Annotated in this window: 21 protein-coding genes and 3 pseudogenes; 10 read left to right on the forward strand and 14 right to left on the reverse strand. The window is 67.2% G+C overall.

What is annotated here, in order from left to right:
• Positions 1–5 precede the first annotated feature (5 nt).
• Positions 6–1,172: a lactonase family protein gene (locus OOZ63_RS13750; RefSeq protein ID WP_266006100.1), complete on the forward strand. Its 1,167-nt coding sequence runs from the start codon at positions 6–8 to the stop codon at positions 1,170–1,172.
• 8 nt (positions 1,173–1,180) lie between these two features.
• On the opposite strand, the pseudogene OOZ63_RS13755 reads toward OOZ63_RS13750, so the two are convergent.
• A pseudogene (locus tag OOZ63_RS13755) lies at positions 1,181–1,427 on the reverse strand (GlsB/YeaQ/YmgE family stress response membrane protein).
• A 102-nt stretch (positions 1,428–1,529) separates the two neighbouring features.
• Between OOZ63_RS13755 and OOZ63_RS13760 the strand changes: the two are divergent.
• Together OOZ63_RS13760 and OOZ63_RS13765 are read left to right on the forward strand one after the other, a co-directional pair.
• Positions 1,530–1,781: a hypothetical protein gene (locus OOZ63_RS13760; RefSeq protein WP_266006101.1), complete on the forward strand. Its 252-nt coding sequence runs from the start codon at positions 1,530–1,532 to the stop codon at positions 1,779–1,781.
• Positions 1,782–1,851: 70 nt separating this feature from the next.
• Positions 1,852–2,199: a hypothetical protein gene (locus tag OOZ63_RS13765; protein WP_323055747.1), complete on the forward strand. Its 348-nt coding sequence runs from the start codon at positions 1,852–1,854 to the stop codon at positions 2,197–2,199.
• A gap of 26 nt (positions 2,200–2,225) precedes the next feature.
• Here OOZ63_RS13765 and OOZ63_RS13770 read toward each other — a convergent pair whose 3' ends face one another.
• The 4 genes and pseudogenes from OOZ63_RS13770 to OOZ63_RS13785 all read right to left on the reverse strand — a co-directional run bounded on the left by OOZ63_RS13770 (position 2,226) and on the right by OOZ63_RS13785 (position 4,716).
• Positions 2,226–2,729, reverse strand: coding sequence for a hypothetical protein (locus OOZ63_RS13770; protein WP_266006102.1), 504 nt, complete (start codon positions 2,727–2,729; stop codon positions 2,226–2,228).
• A gap of 88 nt (positions 2,730–2,817) precedes the next feature.
• Positions 2,818–2,907: pseudogene (locus tag OOZ63_RS29210) on the reverse strand (PEP-CTERM sorting domain-containing protein); the annotation flags it as partial.
• An 888-nt stretch (positions 2,908–3,795) separates the two neighbouring features.
• The gene (locus OOZ63_RS13780; protein ID WP_266006104.1) at positions 3,796–4,266 is read right to left on the reverse strand and encodes a CreA family protein; all 471 of its coding nucleotides are present in this window, start codon (positions 4,264–4,266) and stop codon (positions 3,796–3,798) included.
• Positions 4,267–4,296: 30 nt separating this feature from the next.
• Positions 4,297–4,716, reverse strand: a complete 420-nt coding sequence (locus OOZ63_RS13785) for a VOC family protein (protein ID WP_266006105.1) — start codon at positions 4,714–4,716, stop codon at positions 4,297–4,299.
• Between the two features lie 202 nt (positions 4,717–4,918).
• Here OOZ63_RS13785 and OOZ63_RS13790 point away from each other — a divergent pair, with 202 nt between their 5' ends.
• The 3 genes from OOZ63_RS13790 to OOZ63_RS13800 all read left to right on the forward strand — a co-directional run bounded on the left by OOZ63_RS13790 (position 4,919) and on the right by OOZ63_RS13800 (position 7,122).
• Positions 4,919–6,172 carry a PQQ-dependent sugar dehydrogenase gene (locus tag OOZ63_RS13790; RefSeq protein ID WP_266006106.1) on the forward strand — a complete coding sequence of 418 codons (1,254 nt, stop codon included), beginning with the start codon at positions 4,919–4,921 and terminating at the stop codon, positions 6,170–6,172.
• A gap of 78 nt (positions 6,173–6,250) precedes the next feature.
• Entirely contained in the window at positions 6,251–6,460 is a 210-nt protein-coding gene (locus OOZ63_RS13795; protein ID WP_266006107.1) for a hypothetical protein, read from the forward strand.
• Entirely contained in the window at positions 6,457–7,122 is a 666-nt protein-coding gene (locus OOZ63_RS13800; protein ID WP_266006108.1) for an OmpA family protein, read from the forward strand. Before OOZ63_RS13795 ends, OOZ63_RS13800 begins: the two co-directional genes overlap by 4 nt.
• A gap of 74 nt (positions 7,123–7,196) precedes the next feature.
• On the opposite strand, the gene OOZ63_RS13805 is transcribed toward OOZ63_RS13800, so the two are convergent.
• From OOZ63_RS13805 to OOZ63_RS13845, 9 genes and pseudogenes are all read right to left on the reverse strand, one after another.
• Positions 7,197–7,877, reverse strand: coding sequence for a protein-L-isoaspartate O-methyltransferase family protein (locus OOZ63_RS13805; RefSeq protein ID WP_266006110.1), 681 nt, complete (start codon positions 7,875–7,877; stop codon positions 7,197–7,199).
• 149 nt (positions 7,878–8,026) lie between these two features.
• Positions 8,027–8,350: an EthD family reductase gene (locus OOZ63_RS13810; protein ID WP_266006111.1), complete on the reverse strand. Its 324-nt coding sequence runs from the start codon at positions 8,348–8,350 to the stop codon at positions 8,027–8,029.
• A gap of 121 nt (positions 8,351–8,471) precedes the next feature.
• A complete protein-coding gene (locus tag OOZ63_RS13815) occupies positions 8,472–8,867 on the reverse strand; it encodes a VOC family protein (protein WP_266006112.1) in 396 nt (131 codons plus the stop codon).
• Positions 8,868–8,898: 31 nt separating this feature from the next.
• Positions 8,899–9,297 (reverse strand): metal-dependent hydrolase, encoded by a 399-nt coding sequence (locus OOZ63_RS13820; protein WP_266006113.1) that lies wholly within the window; start codon positions 9,295–9,297, stop codon positions 8,899–8,901.
• 124 nt (positions 9,298–9,421) lie between these two features.
• Positions 9,422–9,955, reverse strand: a pseudogene (locus OOZ63_RS13825) (GNAT family N-acetyltransferase).
• Between the two features lies 1 nt (position 9,956).
• Positions 9,957–12,059, reverse strand: a complete 2,103-nt coding sequence (gene fusA / locus OOZ63_RS13830; RefSeq protein ID WP_266006114.1) for an elongation factor G — start codon at positions 12,057–12,059, stop codon at positions 9,957–9,959.
• A gap of 141 nt (positions 12,060–12,200) precedes the next feature.
• Positions 12,201–12,545, reverse strand: coding sequence for an antibiotic biosynthesis monooxygenase family protein (locus tag OOZ63_RS13835; protein WP_266006115.1), 345 nt, complete (start codon positions 12,543–12,545; stop codon positions 12,201–12,203).
• On the reverse strand, positions 12,542–13,570 hold the full coding sequence (locus tag OOZ63_RS13840; RefSeq protein ID WP_266006116.1) for a hypothetical protein: 1,029 nt from the start codon (positions 13,568–13,570) through the stop codon (positions 12,542–12,544). Before OOZ63_RS13840 ends, OOZ63_RS13835 begins: the two co-directional genes overlap by 4 nt.
• 26 nt (positions 13,571–13,596) lie before the next feature.
• A complete protein-coding gene (locus OOZ63_RS13845; RefSeq protein WP_266006117.1) occupies positions 13,597–14,268 on the reverse strand; it encodes a flavin reductase family protein in 672 nt (223 codons plus the stop codon).
• A 51-nt stretch (positions 14,269–14,319) separates the two neighbouring features.
• Between OOZ63_RS13845 and OOZ63_RS13850 the strand changes: the two genes are divergently transcribed.
• The 4 genes from OOZ63_RS13850 (at position 14,320) to OOZ63_RS13865 (ending at position 18,481) form a co-directional block, all read left to right on the forward strand.
• Complete coding sequence (locus tag OOZ63_RS13850; RefSeq protein WP_266006118.1) at positions 14,320–15,039, forward strand: ArsR/SmtB family transcription factor; 720 nt, start codon at positions 14,320–14,322, stop codon at positions 15,037–15,039.
• Entirely contained in the window at positions 15,036–15,833 is a 798-nt protein-coding gene (locus tag OOZ63_RS13855; protein ID WP_266006119.1) for a DUF72 domain-containing protein, read from the forward strand. Before OOZ63_RS13850 ends, OOZ63_RS13855 begins: the two co-directional genes overlap by 4 nt.
• Positions 15,834–15,928: 95 nt before the next feature.
• Positions 15,929–16,789 carry a transporter substrate-binding domain-containing protein gene (locus OOZ63_RS13860; protein ID WP_266006120.1) on the forward strand — a complete coding sequence of 287 codons (861 nt, stop codon included), beginning with the start codon at positions 15,929–15,931 and terminating at the stop codon, positions 16,787–16,789.
• A 45-nt stretch (positions 16,790–16,834) separates the two neighbouring features.
• Entirely contained in the window at positions 16,835–18,481 is a 1,647-nt protein-coding gene (locus OOZ63_RS13865; protein WP_266006121.1) for a CorA family divalent cation transporter, read from the forward strand.
• Position 18,482 lies beyond the last annotated feature (1 nt).

An 18,482-nucleotide genomic window follows, 5' to 3' on the forward strand; every position in this document is an offset into this window, starting at 1 on the left:
TGACCATGCCCAATCGTCGCCACACCCTGCTGTTGACTCTTGCCGCCCTGCCGATCATGAGCGCTGCGACCACCCTCGCCACGAGCCATCAGGCCCTGACCGTTTATATCGGCGGCTATGCCCCGAAGTCCAGGGGCATCCATCGCTTTGGCCTCGACCCGGTCAGCGGCGCGCTGACACTGCAAGACCTGACTCCTAATGAACAAAGCCCCAGCTGGCTGGCGCTAGACGCCGGTCGTCGGCTGCTCTACAGTGCCAACGAGGGTGCTGCCTCGGTCGGTTCCTATGCGCTGGCGGCGAATGGCGCGCTGCGCCCGCTGGGCTCGACCGAGTCGGGCGGGGCCGGCCCGGTGCATCTGAGCCTGCATCCGGCGGGCCGCCATCTCTTCGTCGCCAACTATGGCGGGGCCACGGTGGCCGTGCTGCCGCTGCTGGACGATGGCCGGCCGGGTGCGATCCTCGATGTGCGGCCCACTGCTTTCGCACCGGCGCTGCGGCCCGGGCCGCAGCGCGCCGCACGCGCCCCCGAGGGCAGTTTTGCGATCAGCGGCCACGATGCTGCCCATGCCCATATGGTGGCCAGCGATCCCAGCGGTCGCTTCGTGATCGCCTGCGATCTGGGCCTGGACCTGCTGATCGTCTGGCGCTTCGACGCCGCCACCGGCCGCCTGAGCTCGCCCCAGGCCACGCCGGTCTCGCCGGGTGCCGGGCCGCGTCATTTCGTCTTTCATCCGCAGCGACCCGAGCTCGTCTATGTACTCAACGAGGAGGCGTCGACTTTGAGCTGGCTGCGCCTCGACGCGGTCGCGGGCGGGCTCGTGCCGCTGGGCGAGGTCAGCGCTTTGCCGGCCGGCTTCATGGGCACCAGCTTCGCGTCTGGCCTGCTCGTCTCGCCCGACGCCCGCCAGATCTACAGCTTGAACCGCCTGCATGACAGCATTGCCATCTTCGATTTGCTGGCCGATGGCGCGCCGCGCCTGCGCGGCCTGGAGTGGACGCGCGGCAGCTATCCACGCAGCGCCGCGCTGGATCCGGGCGGCCGCTGGCTGCTGGTGTGCAACCAGAACAGCGACCATGTGGCGGTGTTTGCGCGCAGCCGCGCCGACGGCGGGCTGCGCTTTGCCGAACAGTACGCTGCGGTGGGCAGCCCCGCGGCGGCCGTGTTCGGCTGAGCCCCTGTTCAGCCTTTCTTCTTGAGCATGCCCCAGACAAAGAGCAGCACGGCGGCGCCGACCACCGAAGCGATGAAGCCCGCGCCGTGGCCAGCGGTAGACCAGCCCAGCGCTTGTCCCAGAAAGGTGGCGGCCAAGGCGCCGCCATGCCGATCAGCGTGGTCACGATGTAGCCGGCCGAGTCGTCGCCCGGCTTAACGGCACGCGCACCAGCCCCGCAAGAAACCCGATCAAGATGGTCCAGCCGATGCCCATGGCTGCTCTTTCCTTCAAGGGTTGACGCCAGTAGGTGCGGCGTGGCCGGTGGATGATGGCCGCCTCGCAGTACATTCAGGCCACGGTAAAACGGATGCCCAGATGCAGACCGAGGAACACTGGGAGCAGGTGTACGCGACGAAGACCACGACTGGAGTCAGTTGGTTTCAAGAGCATCCGCGGCAGTCAGTCCAGCTGATTGGAAAAACAGGTGTGGCGTCAAACGCGAGAGTCATCGATGTGGGCGGCGGTGCTTCGACGCTTGTTGATGATCTGCTTGCCGAGGGCTACTCTGATCTCACCGTGCTAGTCCTTTCGCAGGCCGCGCCTGGGTGCGCTGGCGGCGCGTGTTGATTGGCTGGTCGGCGACATCACGCGGATCGAACTTCCGCAGCACAGCCATGACGTCCGGCACAACCGAGCGGTGTTTCACTTCCACACCTCTCGCCAGGAGCGCGAGGCCTATGTCAGTGCCGTGCTGCACGCCGTCCGGCCGGGCGGTCATGTCATCGTGGCGACCTTTGCGGAGGATGGCCCAGAGAAATGCAGTGGACGGCCGGTCGTGCGTTACAGCGCTGGCGGTCGGCTCGCGGAGTCTGGCGCACCCTTCGTGTTGCTGCAGCAGGAGCGGGAGGAGCACCTCACGCCGTTGGTCGCGGTTCAGAAGCTCACCTACAGTTTATGTCGCAAGCAAGAAGCGCAGGCCTGGGGGTGGAGCGGGCGAGCTTGCTGGCCGATGCTCTCCATTCGAGTTTCCGCATTCAAGCCGTAAACCCCCGGCAGACCCAATTCGGGCCTTCACTTGAGCTTGGTGTCCTCACGTTTCGCTTCCTCCATCGCCTCCGGCTCGAGTTCCTCGGCGTGGCGGTTCATGCGGATGAAGAAACCCCAGCCCGCTAGTAAAGCGCCGGCCGACAGCACGATGCAGGCGGCGTAGAGCATGTGCGCGGGATCTTCGTGCGCGGCTTTGAAGGTGGCCACCAGGCCCTCGATGGCCAGCGCCACGACCACGACAACGAGGAACCTCGACAGGAAACGACGCACGCGGGTCGGCCCGCTGATGTGTGCGTCGCGCACGACCTCCTCCTCGGCAATGGTCTGCGCAATCTGCAGTGCAACCACAGCGGCGGCAAGCAAGCCAACCGCTTCAATGATCTGCAGGGCGGCCCCGCGGTTCAGCCCGCCCTCGAATGCCAGCCAGCCCACCTTGGCGGCAATCAGGGTGAGCATCAGAGCAGCGCAGGCAAAGAGGATTGCCATCAGGCCGTGGATGACAGGAAACGCGCGCAGCAGGGTTTTCATCGGCAGATCGTGACACAGAAGCGGGAGGAGTCTCGTGTCGATCTGGCTATTCAACCTTGCGGACAGGATGCTTGGCGTTGGAGCCTCATCAGGCGTGGCGGCGACGCCGCGCCAGCACGGCCAGCACCGCCAGGCCGCCCAGCATCAGCGCGTAAGTGCCGGGCTCGGGCACGGCGGCCGTCGGTGCGACCATCGCGATGCCGCCGCCGAAGCTCAGGCCGTTGCGGCCCACCGGCAGGTCGGGGTCGCCGATCTGCGGCGGCAGCGGGTTGACGATGATGTTGTCGGTGCCCATGCGTGTCACCAGGGTCCAGGCTGCCTGGTCCGGGCCCAGCATCTCGCCGGCCTCGGCCTCGAAGCCGAAACCCAGCCCGGCGCAGCCTTCGTTCCACAGTAGCAGCCCGCAGCCGGTGCCGCCGAACTTGGCGCTCGCGTCGGGGTTGGCCATGTTCTCGATCAGCGAGTCGCGGTTCAACCAGGTGGTCGGCGCGATCGCGCTATTGGCCATGTGCTCGGCCGGGTCGGCCACTCCGTCGGTGTTCACATACCACTGCAGAATGCGGTAGGGCGAGTCGAAGGCGGCGTCGCCGGTGGTGTTGACCCACGCGCCGGGCTGTTGGCTGGGATCGATGAAGCGGTAGGACCAGCCGTCCGGCTGGAAGATGGTGTCCTGTTTGATCGCGCTCAGGGCGAACGGGGTCAGGATGGGCGCCTCATAGGTGCGCAGCATCGGCATGTCGCTGCGCCAGTCGCGCTTCCAGCTGTTGGGGCCGGTCTGGCTCCGTTGCTCCTGGAGGGCTTCTGTGCCCAGATTGATCACCGCGTACTGGAACAACTTGGTGCTGGCGCTCAGGTCTTCGGTGAACCAGGCGGTGGCGTAGTCCTGGGTGTAGGCGCCGGGGGTGGGGAAGAGTTCGGCCGGGTTGGCCAGCGCGGTGCCGCAGCAGACACTCAGGCCGAGCACGGCCGTCTTCATGAAGAAGGTTTTCATTGGATGGGGGCAAGATTTGACCCCCGGCATTCTGTCCGGCCCGGCTTCGCTTGCCGCCCCCCACTCTTGGGGGTGTCAGCGCATCGGTATCGGCGTGGCGCGATCCACCGGCACGGCAGTGACGCTGTTCTGCGGTGAGCCCTCGATGACCCGGTCCGAGTAGGTCAGATAGACCAGGGTGTTGCGTTTGACGTCGACCATGCGGACGATACGTAGCTTCTTGAATACCAGCGAGATCCGCTCGTTGAACACTTCCTCCTGCTGCGCCAGCGGCTTGGCGATGCTGATCGGGCCGACCTGGCGGCAGGCGATCGAGGCCTCGGCCTTGTCCTCGGCCAGGCCCAGCGCTCCCTTGATGCCACCGGTCTTGGCGCGCGAGACATAGCAGGCGACACCTGACACCTTGGGGTCGTCATAGGCATCGACGACGATCTTGTGGTCCGGCCCGAGGAACTTGAACACCGTGTCCACCTCGCCCACCGGTTCAGCCTGCACGCAGGCAGCCAGCGCCGCCAGTCCCAGCAGGGACAGCCATGTTTTTTTCATCTCGGAAGCTCCTTGTGATCAAGACGTTCTTCAGTGGGCCAGGCCCGGGCCCTTGAGTTCGATCTGATTGTCGTCAGGGTCGGCCAGATAGAGCGAGGGGCCGTTGCCCTCGGCGCCGAAGTTGACTTGGGCCGCTGCGCTGCGCGGCAAACCGTGGGCGAGCAGGTGCTCGATGATGGCCGCTTCGTCGAAGGGCTCGATGCGCAGGCAGACATGGTCCATATTGCGGCCTTGCTCGCCGGCGGCGCCGCCGCCCTTGCGGCCGAGTGGGCCGTTGACCGAGACCAGATCGATCAACGAGCTGCCTGCACGCAGATGCACCAGGCCCAGGTCGTCGCGGCGTCGGACCAACTCGCAACCCAGCAGCTCGGCATAGAAGCGGATCGAGCGTTCCAGGTCCTGGACACGCAGCACGATATGGTCGATGCATTGCACGGAAAACGGCGGCACGGGGGCTCCCTTGGTGGTGGGCAATGGAGCCATTGTGGACGAGGCCTGGCCCTTGGCTGACGGACTGAACGCACGGCGCTCGCTTACAAAGCGTCACGATCTTCGCCTACACAGGATACGGGTTCCCGCGCTAAATTTGGGATGCGGCGACCTGCCGCACCGGGTCGACGCGCCCTGGCAGCGTCCCGCAAGGAGCTTGGCCATGGCCGTTGGCTTTTCTGGCAAGTGGATGATGGTGCGGGCCTTGCTGCCCGGTCTGTTGTGGCTGGCGACCGGTGCCGCTCAAGCGTTGGGCGGGCAGGTTGTGGTCGCCAACGGGCTGAATCAGCCCTTGCTGCTGAGCGCGCCCGACGGCGATGCTCGCTTGTTCGTCGTCGAGAAGGGCGGGCTAATCCGCACGATATCTGGCGGCGTGCTTCAGGCCGCGCCCTTTCTCGACCTGTCTAGTCAGGTGGCTACCGGTGGCGAGCGCGGCCTGCTTGGACTGGCCTTCGACCCCGGTTTTGTAGACAACGGCCGCTTCTATGTGAACTATGTGGACAAGACCACGCTGAACACCGTGGTGGCGCGCTACCAGGTGGCCGGAGGCGTCGTCGACGTGGGCTTGGCCCAACCTATTCTGAGCATCGCCCAGCCCGGCTTTGACAACCACAAGGGCGGCTGGATAGGTTTTCGCCCCGGTGATGCGAACAACCTCTACATCGCCACCGGTGACGGCGGCAGCGGCAACGATCCCGGCAACAACGCGCAAAATCCGCAAAGCCTGCTCGGCAAGATGCTGCGCATCGATGTCCGCGGCAACACGGCCGGCTATGCGATCTCGGGCGACAACCCCTTCGCCGGCCGCAGCGATGTGGCCCCCGAGATCTGGGCCCTGGGCCTGCGCAACCCGTTTCGCAACAGCTTCGATCGCCAGACCGGCGACTTCTGGATCGCCGATGTGGGCCAGGGCCGACGCGAGGAGATCAACCTCGAGGTCAGCGGCGATGCCGGCGGTCACAACTATGGCTGGCGCCTGCGCGAAGGCACGATCGCGACTCCCGGTGTCGGCGGTACCGCGCCCGGGCTGACCGATCCGGTGTTCGACTACGGCCATCTGGGCAGCCCCGGTGGGCTCGGCAACTCGATCACCGGCGGCTATGTCTACCGGGGCCCCAGCATTGCCGATGCCGACGGTCGCTACTTCTTTGGCGACTTCGTCAGCAACCGCATCTTCTCCTTTGCGATCGGCGTTGGCGGGGCGCCCAGCGATCTGCGCGACGACACCGAGGCCTTTATCGGCGGCAGCGGCCTGAGCGGGCTGGCCTCCTTCGGCGAGGACGGCAATGGCGGGCTCTATGCCGTGGGCATCAACGGCGTGGTGGTGCGTCTGGTGCCCGAGCCGGCGTCCTACGCAATGCTGCTGCTGGGCCTGGCCGGCCTGGCCTGGCTGCGCCGGCGCGGCGGTCCTGTATGAAATTGCAAATGGGTTCTAGTCCTACAGCCGCCCCCTGGGGCGAACGCCATACTGGCGGCCATCGAATGGAGTTTTGTGATGGAGTTTGACGAGAGCTTGATGGAGCGATATCGACGGCTGCAGCAAGACCTGGCACGCGCCTACCGCGACCTGCCATGGCAGAGCAGCCAGATCGACCGCATCGCCGACGAACTACAGGCCACCGAGCAGGCCCTGGCGCAGCAGTCCTGCGCCCGCCTGCCGCCGCCCGACACCCACAAATTCAGCACCCGGAGCCATTGCCAATGAAGTCCATCCCCCGTCCCTCGGTCCGCCGCCCCGCCCTGATCGTGGCCACCGTTTCCCTTGCCTTGCTGGCCGCCGGCTGCGCGTCGATGAGCGAGCGTGAGCAGGGCACGGCCAAGGGGGCGGCGGTCGGCGCCGTGGCCGGTGCCATCCTGGGCTCGGCCACCGGAGGCAAGGCCGGGCAGAGCGCGGTGATCGGCGGCGCCATCGGCGCGGTGGCCGGCAACCTCTGGTCCAAGCATCTCGAAGACAAGCGCAAGGCCCTGGCCACTGCAAGCGCCGGCACCGGCATCGAGGTCGACCGCACCGCCGACAACCAGCTCAAGCTGAACGTGCCCAGCGACTTCTCCTTCGATGTCGGCCGCGCCGACATCAAGCCGCAGATGCGCCCGGTGCTCGATGAGATCGGCCGCAACCTTGACCCCAAGGTGCGGGTGACCGTGGTCGGCCATACCGACAGCACCGGCAATGACGCGATCAACGAGCCCTTGGCTATGGACCGTGCCGAATCGGTGCGCGACTACCTGGCCAACCGCGGCGTCAGCCGCAGCCGCATGGCGGTCGAAGGTCGGGGCGCGCGCGAGCCGGTCGCCAGCAATGCCAACGACGCCGGTCGCGCGCAGAACCGCCGCGTCGAGATCTTCCTGGCCGAGCCGGCAGGCTGAGGGGCAGCGGGCTTCAGCGCCCGGGCTCGGCTGTCGACAGCCACCAGCCTGGCCCGACGCACCAGGCGCTGGCGTCAGGTCTGCTGTCGCGCTGCAGCGAGCGCACCGCGCCCAGCGACTGCCGCTCCAGCGCCGCCGCCAGCGACTGCGAGGCGGCCTGGTCGCGCGCCGATGCAGGGAATGAAGGCGACGCGCATCAGGGCCGTGGCCGCATAACTGCGTTCGCCCAGCCTGGTGACGCGCAGCATGCAGCCCATGCCCGTATCGGGCGTCAGCGGGATGATCAGACGGCCGCCGATCTTGAGCGCGTCCAGCCAGGCGGCGAGCGGATGGGTGGCGCCGGCATTCACATAGATCACATCGCTGGCTGGCAGTGGCCCGGCGCTGGCCGAGGCGGCGACCACCTCGACCCGTTCGCCCGCCCAGCTCAGGTTCTGGCGCGCCCGCGCGGCCAGATCGGCTTCGATCTCGTAGGCCGGCACGCTGCCATCCGGGCCGACCAGATTCGCCAGCACTGCCGTGTAATAGCCGGTGTCGGTGCCGGCGCCGATATGAAGCACGGTCTCGCCGGATGCCGGTGCCGCCAAGCAGCGTGCATGCAAGCTCGGCTGGCCGTTGCTGATGCCACGCTCCGGCGCCAGGCCGATCAACACATCCTGGTAGAGCAGGCCCGGATCATTGGAGATCGTCGGCAGATAGCCGGAGCCGATGAACACCGGCCACGGCCCCGGCCCGAGATAGTCCTCTGTGGGCACCGTCTCGAAGGCCGCAGCCAGGCGCTCATCGCTGGCTCCGCTGCTCGCGGCGATGAAAGCGGGCGTAGAGGCGGCGGTGGGCAGTCAGCGTGTTCATGACGCTGGGGCTCCGGTCTGCGGTGGGCGTGGAGTTTAAGACGCGCTCCGCCTCAATCCAGCGGATGGCTGTCGACCTCGCTGAGATGCAACTCGGGCCGGATGTTGGTGTAGTTCGGCAGATCGGCCAGCAGGGCGGCGCCGGCCTGTTGCAGCGCGGCCTGGGCGGCGGCGAGCGTCGCGAACCAGGCGTTGGAGGTGGCGATGATCTGGCCCGGTGCCGGCGGGTGGGTGGACAGGGTTCTATCGCTCTCCAGTCGCTGCAGGCCCAGCGGCCGCAGCAGTTCGCGGGTGAGTCGCATATGTTCGGCCCGATAGTAGGCGTGATCGAAACGCGCACCCTCGAACCATCGGTAGTTGCCATTGATCTTGACCATCGGTGCTGTCCTCGCGGTTGTATCCCGGCCGGGCGCATCGACACCAGCCGGCGCTGAGGCTAGCAGCCGACGAAGCGAGCGCCTGGCGCCCAGGTGACAGCGCTGGCCATCGGGGCCGGGCTCAGGCCAGGTGCTGCCGCAGTTGCAGCACATTGCCCTCGGGGTCGAGGCCGTCGCAGACGCGGGCGCCGCGAATCAGCCAGCCTTGCTCGTCCGCAACGATGTCGCCACCCAGGCGCTGGGCGGATTCCCGGGCGACCTGCAGGCTCGCGATGTTGAAGAACAGCTTGATCGGCGTCTCGCTACGCCGCTCGGGCGGCGTCGTGATCACGATATCAGCCGCGATGCGGGCCGGTATTGCGTGTATCACCAGCTCGAAGCCAGACCCTGCCAGCAGCACATGGTCGGCCGCCTCCTGCTGCCGGCTCAACCCTATCACCTGCTCGTAAAACCGCGCCAGGCGCTGCAGGTCTTTGGCGAAGATCACGGCGCCGAAGAGTGCCTTGGGTTCGGACATGGTGAGCTCCAGTCTGTGAAAGGAACGTGGATCAATCGTAACCCGCATGCAGGCGGCGCAGGCACAGGACGGCGATGCCCAGCACGGCAAGCCCCAGGCACAGCAGATATAGCTCGGCCAGGCTGAGCAGGCCCAGCAGGGCGTTGGCATCGCTGATGGGCGCGAGCGGCCGCATATCGGCATGCATGATGCTGTCGAACAGGATATGTGAGAAGGCCCCCAGCGCGGCGCCGATGGCGACCGCCATGGGTGTCAGGTCTTGCCAGCGCAGCGGATTCGGCAACCAGAACCGCGCAGCGAACTCGCGCAGCGCGAGGAAGAGGGCGAGCGTTGCGCCGACCATCAGTGCGGCGCCGACATAGCTGTGCAGAAAGGCATGAACCGGCTGGCGGTGCCGGATCAGATTGACCAGCGACTCGATATCGATCAAGACGTTGGCCGCGCAGAAGGCCAGAAAGCTGATGCGGTGAGGCGCGGCGGCGTGCAGGGCGCCGCCGAGGCCGAAATGTAAGGGGGGTGATGGGCATGTCAGTGCTCGGGCCGGGCGACAGTGTTCATCGCTGTTCGGCGCCCCGGGCCCCGACCATATACAGCGCCGGCCCATCCGGCGCCGTGACGAGCTCGACCGCGCGAAACCCGGCCCTCTCGTAGCTGCGGATCGCGCGATGATTGCCCGGGTCGAGATCGGTCTGAATCAGGGTCACCGCCGGGTCGCGGAACAGCAGCTCGACCAGGGCCTCGACCATCTGCGTGCCGAGCCCCCGGCCAAGATCCTCGCCGTGCGCGAGGAACTGGTCGATGCCGCGCACGCCGGGGTCGGTCACGAAGTCTCACCAGCCGTCGCCGCTGCCCATCGCGATATAGGACTGGGCGAAGCCGATGGCGCGCTCGCCCTGCATCGCGACATAGGGCGTGTGCTGGTCGGCCGCCAACACCGCAGGCGAACAGCTGTCCTGGGTCTCGGCCAGCGTGAGCCCCGCGTCACCCCACCATGGAGCGAGGTGCGGGTCTTGCAGCCAGCGATGGATCAGCGGTACGTCGTGCTCCGTCATCGGACGAAGCACGACGCCGCGAGGCGCCTCAGCCAACCTATTTGCCCCGCGCCGTGATGATGGCGTCGGCGACGTTCTTTGGCGCCTCGCTGTAGTGCTTGAACTCCATCGTGTAGGTGGCGCGGCCCTGGGTGGCGGAACGCAGCGTGGTCGAGTAGCCGAACATCTCGGACAGCGGCACCTCGGCCTTGATGACCTTGCCGCCGCCCACCATATCGTCCATGCCCTGCACCATGCCGCGGCGGCTGGACAGATCGCCCATCACCGTGCCGGCATAGTCCTCGGGCGTCTCGACCTCGACCGCCATCATCGGCTCCAGGATCACCGGGCTGGCCTTGCGGCAAGCCTCCTTGAAGCCCATGCTGGCGGCCATCTTGAAGGCGTTCTCGTTCGAGTCGACCTCGTGGTAGGAGCCGAAGGTCAGCGTGACCTTGACGTCCACCACCGGATAGCCGGCCAGCACGCCGTTGGGCAAGGTGTCGCGCACCCCCTTCTCGACCGCCGGGATGAACTCGCGCGGCACGACACCGCCCTTGATCGCATCGATGAACTCGAAGCCCTTGCCCGGCTCCTGCGGCTCGACGCTCAGCACCACATGGCCGTACTGGCCCTTGCCGCCCGACTGGCGCACGAACTTGCCCTCGACATCGCTGACCGATTTGCGGATTGTCTCTCTGTAGGCCACTTGCGGCTTGCCGACGTTGGCTTCCACGCCGAACTCACGCTTCATGCGGTCGACGATGATTTCCAGGTGCAGCTCGCCCATGCCCGAGATGATGGTCTGGCCCGACTCTTCATCGGTGCGCAGACGGAAGGACGGATCTTCCTTGGCCAAGCGGCCCAGCGCGATACCCATCTTTTCCTGATCGGCCTTGGTCTTGGGCTCAACGGCCTGCGAGATCACCGGCTCCGGGAACACCATCTTTTCCAAGGTGATGATCGATTCCGGATCGCACAACGTCTCGCCGGTCGTCACATCCTTCAGGCCCACGCAGGCGGCGATGTCGCCGGCCAGGATCTCCGAGATTTCTTCACGCTGGTTGGCGTGCATCTGCAGAATACGGCCGATACGCTCCTTCTTGCCGCGGATCGGGTTGAACACCGAGTCGCCCGACTTCAGCACGCCCGAATAGACGCGCACGAAAGTCAGCTGGCCGACATAGGGGTCGGTCATCAGCTTGAAGGCCAGGGCCGAGAACTTGGCATCGTCGGAGGCATCGCGCGTCGTCGGCTTGTCGTCCTCATCGGTGCCCGGCACCGGCGGCACGTCGATGGGCGAGGGCATCAGCTCGATGACGGCATCCAGCATGCGCTGCACGCCCTTGTTCTTGAAGGCCGAGCCGCACAGCATCGGCTGGATCTCGCCGGCGATGGTGCGCTTGCGCAGACCCAGCTTGATGTCGTCCTCGCTGAGCTCGCCGGCCTCCAGGTATTTGTTCATCAAGGCCTCGTCGGCCTCGGCAGCAGACTCGACCATCTTCTCGCGCCAGGTCTTGCAGGTCTCCAGCAGCTCGGCCGGGATCTCTTCGTATGTGAACTTCATGCCCTGCGAAGCCTCGTCCCAGAGGATGGCCTTCATCTTCAGCAGGTCGACGACGCCGCGGAAATGGTCCTCGGCGCCGATAGGCACGACGATGGGCACTGGATTGGCCTTCAGCCGATCCACCATCATCTGGCGCACGCGGAAGAAGTCCGCCCCGACGCGGTCCATCTTGTTGACGAAGGCAAGACGTGGCACCTTGTACTTGTTGGCCTGGCGCCAGACGGTCTCGCTCTGCGGCTGCACACCGCCGACCGAGTCGTAGACCATCACCGCGCCGTCCAGCACCCGCATCGAGCGCTCGACCTCGATCGTGAAGTCGACGTGGCCGGGGGTGTCGATGATGTTGATGCGGTGCTCGGGCAGCGATAGGTCCATGCCCTTCCAGAAGCAGGTGGTGGCCGCCGAGGTGATGGTGATGCCGCGCTCCTGCTCCTGCTCCATCCAGTCCATCGTGGCCGCGCCATCGTGCACTTCACCGATCTTGTGATTCACACCGGTATAGAACAGGATGCGCTCGGTGGTGGTGGTCTTGCCAGCGTCGATATGGGCGGAGATGCCGATATTGCGATAGCGCTCGATGGGGGTCTTGCGGGACATGATGTCACTCCAGTGAGGGGAAGAAGCGGAGCTTGGGTGGGCCAGCATAAGGCCGGTCCTCAAGTTCGGCTACCGTCAGGGCTTCTGACTGGCATCATCTGTGGGGTGAGGGTCGAAGTTCAAGTCGCGTTTGGGCGCTCCTCAGTCATGGTGGCAGCGGCTGTCTGCCGGCGCCTGCTCGCGCTGATGCAGGCCGTAGTCGCGCAGCACCGCCGCCACCCGCAGCCGGTAATCTGCAAATACCCCGGCCCGGCCCTCGCTCTGGGCCGCCCGGTGCGCCTCCAGCCGGCGCCAGCCCTGTACGGCGCCCTCGTCGCGCCAGAACGACAGCGACAGCAGTTTGTCTGGATCGTTCAGGCTCTGGAAGCGCTCGATGCTGATGAAGCCGTCCATCTGTTCCAGCACCGGTTTCAGCTCGGCGGCCAGATCCAGATAGCGCTGACGGCCCTCGGGCCGGGGTTGGACTTCGAAAATGATGGCGATCATGGGGTGGCGTGTTCCTGTGGGTCGATGAAGGCCGGGATGTAGGCATTGGCCAGGGTCACGCCTTGCGTGGGTGTCGGCCAGCGCCGGCCGTCCTGATAAGCGAGCAGCAGCTCCAGCGCAGCCGCGGCCGTCTCCAGAGCCAGGTCTTGCCCAGGGCAGCGGTGGGCGCCAGCGCCGAAGCCCACATCATCGGCTTCGGTGGTCTTGCCGGCCAGGTTCAGAAGCAAGGCGTCGCCTGGCCGCAGCCGTACCCCACCGATCTCCAGCGATTCCAGTGCGAAGCGGCGGGTGTTGCGCACGCCACCGCCCTCGCGCAGCAGGGTCGGCAGCCAATCCAGCATCCGGCCGGGCCGGCGCAGCGCCGGTTCCGTGGCCAGCCTCGCCAGTGCGTTGCCGAGCAGCGCGGCGCCGGCCTCATGACTCTGCCATAGCAGGGCCAGGCGGTTGGCCTCGAATTCTTCGACGCCGCCCGGCCAATGCTGCGCCGGCCCAAGCCGGTGCAGGCAGGCCTGCAGGGGTGCCGCCGCCGCTGCTGGCGTAGCCAGGGATTGCAGCAGGGCCGCACAAGCCGGGTCAGCGGCTCCCGCCTGTCCGTCCTGCAGGGCGCCGGCAATCGCCCGCAACTGCTCGTGCAGCCAGCGCTGATCGGACAGGCTGTCCAGGGGCAGTCCCAGTACAGCGGCGATGCTGGCCGACGGTGTGGCCCAGACCCAGTGGTTCCAGCCTCCGGTCAAGGCCAGTGCGGCCTGGCGCCGTGCCTGCGCCCGCAGCTCTGCGGCAGGCAGAGCCTTCAGCGCCCTGACCAGGGCCTGCTTGGGCGTGCTGCGTGAGGCGTCGTCACGTTGGCGCAGCCACAGCCCGAACAGCCGGCCTAGCCGGCTGCCCTCGAGATGGGCCGGCAGTGGCTTGCCGGGCGGGCGCACCCCCAGCTCGGGGCGCTGCAGCAGCGCAGCACTCAGTGCTGGATGTTCGGCCTGCCACAGGCGCAGCTCCGGGCGGTGTTGCAAAGCATGGGGGCAGGGCATGGGGTTCTCCGAGTGCGACTGTGGCTTCACGCGGCGGCGCCGGTGGCCTGCTGCGGGGGCAGCGCGGTCTCTGCCCGGAAATTTGCCCCTCGCGGTGTGCCAGTGCCGCAGTAGTGGCGGAAGACATAGAGCAGAGGCTGCCAGCGCAAGGTGTCGATGTGGTGGCTGCCGGCGTGGGTGATGTCTTCGTGCGCATGCACGCGCAAGACCTGCAACTCCGCAATGGCGAAGCCGCGCGCCGTGGCGCCGGCCTCGTCGAGCGAGCCTTGCAAGCGGGCCTCGATTTGCAGCGGGCAGTCGAGCACCCGTGCCGCCCGGACCAGCTCGCCCGGCAGTCGTTGCAGGCCGGCGAGTGCGAACTTATCGGCCACATGGCGGTATCCCATGGCCCGCTTGCGCGGCGGCACCTCGCTGCGACCGGTGGCGCGTGCCAGAGATTCGACCTGGGGCCATTGCGCAGCAGACGGGAGGTTGACCACACAGTCGCCGTCACGCCGCAGGTTCTCAAGACCCTGGCCGCCCAGACCCAGCCCGATGACCAGTCGGTCACCGAGCGCCCAGACGGAGGAATTCGGCGAGAGATTGCTGCTGCCGTCCGGGTTGACGGTGGAGAGCAGCGCGACCGGCGTGCCGAAGTACAGCACCGACGGCGTGATGACGCGTTGTGCAGGCGCTTGATGATGAAGGGCTTGAGTCATGGCGACAGTCTCGCCATCGACGCCTTGCAATGCTTCGTCTACCATCGAAGCATGACTGTCATAACGCCGCCGGCCGGCCCGGCCGATCAGAGACTGGCGCAGGTGGCCGCCCTAATGGCCGACCCGGCGCGGGCGCGCATCTTGTGCTGCCTGCTCGACGGCCATGCGCGCACGGCCACCGAGTTGGCGGCGGTGGGAGAGATCGGCGCGTCGACCGCCAGTGCGCATCTGTCAAAGCTGCTCGCCCAGGGCCTTCTGGAGTGTCTGGCCCAGGGCAAGCATCGTTACTATCGGCTGGCCTGCAACGAGGTGGGCCAGGCGCTGGAGGCCCTGCTGGTGCTGGCCGGCGGCAAGGTCGATGCCTTCCAACCCAGCACGCCAGATGGCCTGCGGCAGGCGCGGCGCTGCTATGACCATCTGGCCGGCGAGTGGGGTGTGCGCCTGCACGACCATGCGCTGCGCCGCGACTGGATCCGGGCCGTGCCCAGCGAGGCACGCGGCTATGCGCTGACCGAGGCCGGCACGAAAGCCCTGGCTGGCCTGGGCGTCGATGTCCTGGCGGCGCAGGCCGCGCGGCGCCGCCGCCTGGCCTGCGCCTGCATGGATTGGAGCGAGCGTCGTCCGCACCTGGGCGGCGCGCTGGGCGCTGCCTGGCTGCAAGCCCTGCTGGCACGGGGCTGGCTCAAGCCCGAGCTGGACAGCCGCGCGCTGCGACCGACCCGGCGCGGTCGGCTTGGCCTGGAACAACTGCTGGAGGGGGTGAGCACATGAGCACAGGCATTTACGTCGGCATCGGTGGCTGGAACTTCGAGCCCTGGCGCCAGACCTTCTACCCGCCTGGCCTGCCGGCTGCGCGCGAGCTGGAGTACGCCAGCCGCCAGCTGAGCGCGATCGAGGTCAACGGCACCTACTACAGCACCTTCAAGCCGCCCACCTTCGCCAAGTGGCGCGACGCGACGCCGCCGGGCTTTGTGTTCGCGTTGAAAGCGAATCGCTTCGCGACCAACCGCCGCGTGCTGGCCGAGGCCGGCGAGTCGGTGCGGCGCTTCGTCGACAGCGGCATTGCCGAGCTGGGTCCCAAGCTTGGGCCTATCGTCTGGCAGTTTGCGCCAGCCAAGCGCTTCGATCCGGTCGACTTCGAGGCCTTTCTGCAGCTGCTGCCGGCCCAGGTCGGAGGCCTGGCCCTGCGCCATGCGCTCGATGTGCGGCACGAGAGCTTCCGCACACCCGAGTACCTGGCGCTGGCGCGCCGCTATGGCGCGTCCACCGTGTTGACCGAATCCGACGACTATCCGGCCATCGCCGACCTGACCGGCGGCTTCGTCTACAGCCGCATCATGCGCACCGAATCGGCCCTGCCCGAGGGCTGCCCGCCGGCCACGCTGGACCAGCTGGCCGCCTGCGCGCGGCGCTGGGGCGACGGCGGGCAGCCGAGCGGGCTGCCGCTGGTCGAACCGGCCTCCGCGCCACCGGCAGCGCCGCGCGATGTTTTCATGTTCTTCATCAGCGGCGCCAAGGAGCGCGCGCCGGCGGCGGCCCAGGCCCTGATCCGGCGCCTGGCCTGAGTCATTCTTGACGCCGGCCAGCAGCCTGCGGTATACCCGGGGGTCAGCTCTTGCCTCATTTAGCGGTGCGGCGAGGGCGAAATCAGGGAGCGTCCATGAAGAATCGCGCGTTGTCGCGAACATGGTTCGTAGGCGGCTTTTGCATGCTGGTGCTGCTTGGCGCCTGGTGGGCCTTGCAGGGCGACGGTTCGCTGGCGCGCGTGCAGCGCGCAGGCGTGTTGCGCATCGGTTATGCGGTCGAGGCCCCCTATGCGATGCTGGGCGACGATGGCGCGGTGCTGGGCGAGGCGCCGACGGTGGCGCGGCTGGTCGCCCAGGATCTGGGCCTGCCGCGTATCGAATGGGTGCGCAGCAGCTTCGACGAGCTGATCCCGGGCCTGCAGGCACGGCGCTTCGACGTGGTGGCGGCGGGCATGTTTGTGACGCCTGAGCGTGCCCGCCGGGTGCTTTACTCCGACCCAAGCGTGCGGGTGCTGCCTGGCCTGCTGGTGCGCCGAGGCAATCCGCATGGCCTGCGCAGCGAGGCCGATCTGCGCGACAGCCGCAGCGCCAGGGTGGCCGTCCTGCAGGGCTCGGTGGAGGCGGCGCGTTTGCGCCAACTGGGTCTGACGGCGACGCGGCTGATCGAGTACGACACGGCTTCGGCCGCCCATGCGGCATTGCTGGCTGATCGGGTTCAGGCCCTTTGCCTGTCCTTTCCGACTGTGCGCCATCTGGCGGCCCAGCGGCCCGAGGACCTGCAGGCGTTGCGCCTTCGCCAGGAGCCGGGCGCGCCTGCCCTGGCCTATGCGGCGTTTCAGTTTCATCTGCAAGACCTGACCCTGCAGCAGAACTGGATGGCAGCCCAGGCCGCACTGATGGGCTCGCCTCGCCATCTGCGGGCGATCGAGCCCTATGGATTCTCGGCCGAGGACCTTCCCGGCGCGGTGCGCAGCGCCCATCTGACCAACCCCTGAGCCAAGACTTGATGCAAGATAGGCGCTTAGCCCCGGGAGCCCTGCATGAGTGAGCCTGTCGCGACGACCGCCAAGCAGGTCCGGCGCCTGCACCAGATCTTGCTGTGGCCGCTGCGCCTGATGCCCATCGGCGCCGCGCCCGGCGCCCCGCGCCGTCCCTGGGAGCTGCTGCTGGCCCAGGGCGATCAGCCCTGGCGCGAGGTTGTGGACGAGTACACCGGCGACGCGGCGCGTTTTCACGAGCGCCACTACCAGGAGTTCGTCACCTTCCTGCCCTATGTGCAGCGCTTTCTCTATGGCGAGGGGCGCTCACGGCCCGACGATGCGCTGGGCGAATCAGGCATGAAGGTGCTGCGCCGCGACGATGTGGCGAGCCTGCGGCTGCGCAGCCGGCCGGGCGAGGCGCAGCTGTGCCTGGACGTTATCCATGTCGATCTGTATTTCTTCTTCGATGTCGATGTGGTACTGCTGAACGTGGAACTGGCGGCCAGCGATCTGGAGCTGCGCCAGGCCCAGGACCTGCTGTACCGGCTGGGCCGCGCCTACCCCTCGGGCTGGGACGCGCAGGGTCTGCCACTGCACACGCTGGCCGAGGCCGAGTGGCTGGGGCACGGGGGCCAGGTCTTGGCCGCCTCGGATGCGGGACAGCGCGAGCGCTTCATAGCCCATGTGGCCGAGCACCGTGCGCCGCGGCTGTCGGCGCATTGGGACTGGCTGCTGCGGCCTCTGGTCAGCGACCAGTCGCAGGCGCCCGGCGTGCTGCGTTTTCGCCAGATCGAGTACTACCGAATGCCGATGATGGCCTATCTGGCGCTGGACGATCCCGCTGCACTGTCGCGTAGCGACTTCGTGCGCCTGGGCCTGGTGACCGGTGCGGCGGCCGATGACAGCGGCCTGCCCTTCAGCGAGCCCTATCTGCAGGACTTCGAGCAGCGCTATTGCTACGACCGTTTCTGGAGCGCCGCCGGCGCGGCGCCGCAGACCCGTTATCTGTGCAGCGGCCATGCGTTGATCGTGATCGGCCGCGCCGACGCCGAGTTCTTCTGCTGCCGCGACCGCGGCGTCCTGGCCCAGTTCCGCCACCAGCATTTCCTGGTCTTTCTGATCGCACATTTCCAGAAGGCTGCGCTCTTGATGTTCTCGGACCGCCTGGTCGAAGCGTTGCGCCGGCTCAATGTCAACGACGCCGACAATGTGAGGCGCTTCAAACGCGCGATCCGTGCCAGCTTCGAGGGCTTTCTGCGCTTCTCGCACCGCTACTGGTTTCACGCGGTGGCCGAGCAGGCACAGACCCGCGCGCTATACCGCATGAGCGCCCAGCATCTGGAGCTCGACTCGCTCTATGCCGAGGTCAAGTCGCGCATCAGCGATATGAGCGACTACCTGGAAACCGACAGCGTGCGCCGCCAGGCCAATACCGTCGTACGCTTGACCGTGGTGACCATCTTCGGCCTGATCGGCACCATCACCACCGGCTTTCTTGGCATGAATCTGCTGGCCGAGTCGGAGGCGCCGCTGTGGTATCGGCTGCTGGTGTTCGGCCTGACCCTGGGCGCGACGGTGGCGCTGACGATCTACACCATGGTCAAGTCCAAGCGCCTGTCGGACTTCCTCGATGTGCTGTCCGACGAGCGCCTGCCCGGCATGGCCAAGCTGCGGGCCTTTGCGGCGGTCTGGCGCTCGGGCCCCTGAG

The organism is Paucibacter sp. PLA-PC-4 (genome assembly GCF_026241155.1).
In the GTDB taxonomy this organism is placed as follows: Bacteria; Pseudomonadota; Gammaproteobacteria; order Burkholderiales; family Burkholderiaceae_C; genus Roseateles_E.

Excerpts from the sequence above, each read along its gene's own strand:
- OOZ63_RS13795 (WP_266006107.1), top strand. The coding sequence starts at position 6,251 with ATGGAGTTTGACGAGAGCTTGATGGAGCGATATCGACGGCTGCAGCAA.
- OOZ63_RS13800 (WP_266006108.1), top strand. The coding sequence starts at position 6,457 with ATGAAGTCCATCCCCCGTCCCTCGGTCCGCCGCCCCGCCCTGATCGTG.
- OOZ63_RS13840 (WP_266006116.1), bottom strand. The coding sequence starts at position 13,570 with ATGCCCTGCCCCCATGCTTTGCAACACCGCCCGGAGCTGCGCCTGTGG.
- OOZ63_RS13790 (WP_266006106.1), top strand. The coding sequence starts at position 4,919 with ATGGCCGTTGGCTTTTCTGGCAAGTGGATGATGGTGCGGGCCTTGCTG.
- OOZ63_RS13845 (WP_266006117.1), bottom strand. The coding sequence starts at position 14,268 with ATGACTCAAGCCCTTCATCATCAAGCGCCTGCACAACGCGTCATCACG.
- OOZ63_RS13810 (WP_266006111.1), bottom strand. The coding sequence starts at position 8,350 with ATGGTCAAGATCAATGGCAACTACCGATGGTTCGAGGGTGCGCGTTTC.
- OOZ63_RS13855 (WP_266006119.1), top strand. The coding sequence starts at position 15,036 with ATGAGCACAGGCATTTACGTCGGCATCGGTGGCTGGAACTTCGAGCCC.
- OOZ63_RS13835 (WP_266006115.1), bottom strand. The coding sequence starts at position 12,545 with ATGATCGCCATCATTTTCGAAGTCCAACCCCGGCCCGAGGGCCGTCAG.
- OOZ63_RS13780 (WP_266006104.1), bottom strand. The coding sequence starts at position 4,266 with ATGAAAAAAACATGGCTGTCCCTGCTGGGACTGGCGGCGCTGGCTGCC.
- OOZ63_RS13860 (WP_266006120.1), top strand. The coding sequence starts at position 15,929 with ATGAAGAATCGCGCGTTGTCGCGAACATGGTTCGTAGGCGGCTTTTGC.
- OOZ63_RS13770 (WP_266006102.1), bottom strand. The coding sequence starts at position 2,729 with ATGAAAACCCTGCTGCGCGCGTTTCCTGTCATCCACGGCCTGATGGCA.
- OOZ63_RS13760 (WP_266006101.1), top strand. The coding sequence starts at position 1,530 with ATGCAGACCGAGGAACACTGGGAGCAGGTGTACGCGACGAAGACCACG.
- OOZ63_RS13815 (WP_266006112.1), bottom strand. The coding sequence starts at position 8,867 with ATGTCCGAACCCAAGGCACTCTTCGGCGCCGTGATCTTCGCCAAAGAC.
- OOZ63_RS13850 (WP_266006118.1), top strand. The coding sequence starts at position 14,320 with ATGACTGTCATAACGCCGCCGGCCGGCCCGGCCGATCAGAGACTGGCG.
- fusA (WP_266006114.1), bottom strand. The coding sequence starts at position 12,059 with ATGTCCCGCAAGACCCCCATCGAGCGCTATCGCAATATCGGCATCTCC.
- OOZ63_RS13865 (WP_266006121.1), top strand. The coding sequence starts at position 16,835 with ATGAGTGAGCCTGTCGCGACGACCGCCAAGCAGGTCCGGCGCCTGCAC.
- OOZ63_RS13750 (WP_266006100.1), top strand. The coding sequence starts at position 6 with ATGCCCAATCGTCGCCACACCCTGCTGTTGACTCTTGCCGCCCTGCCG.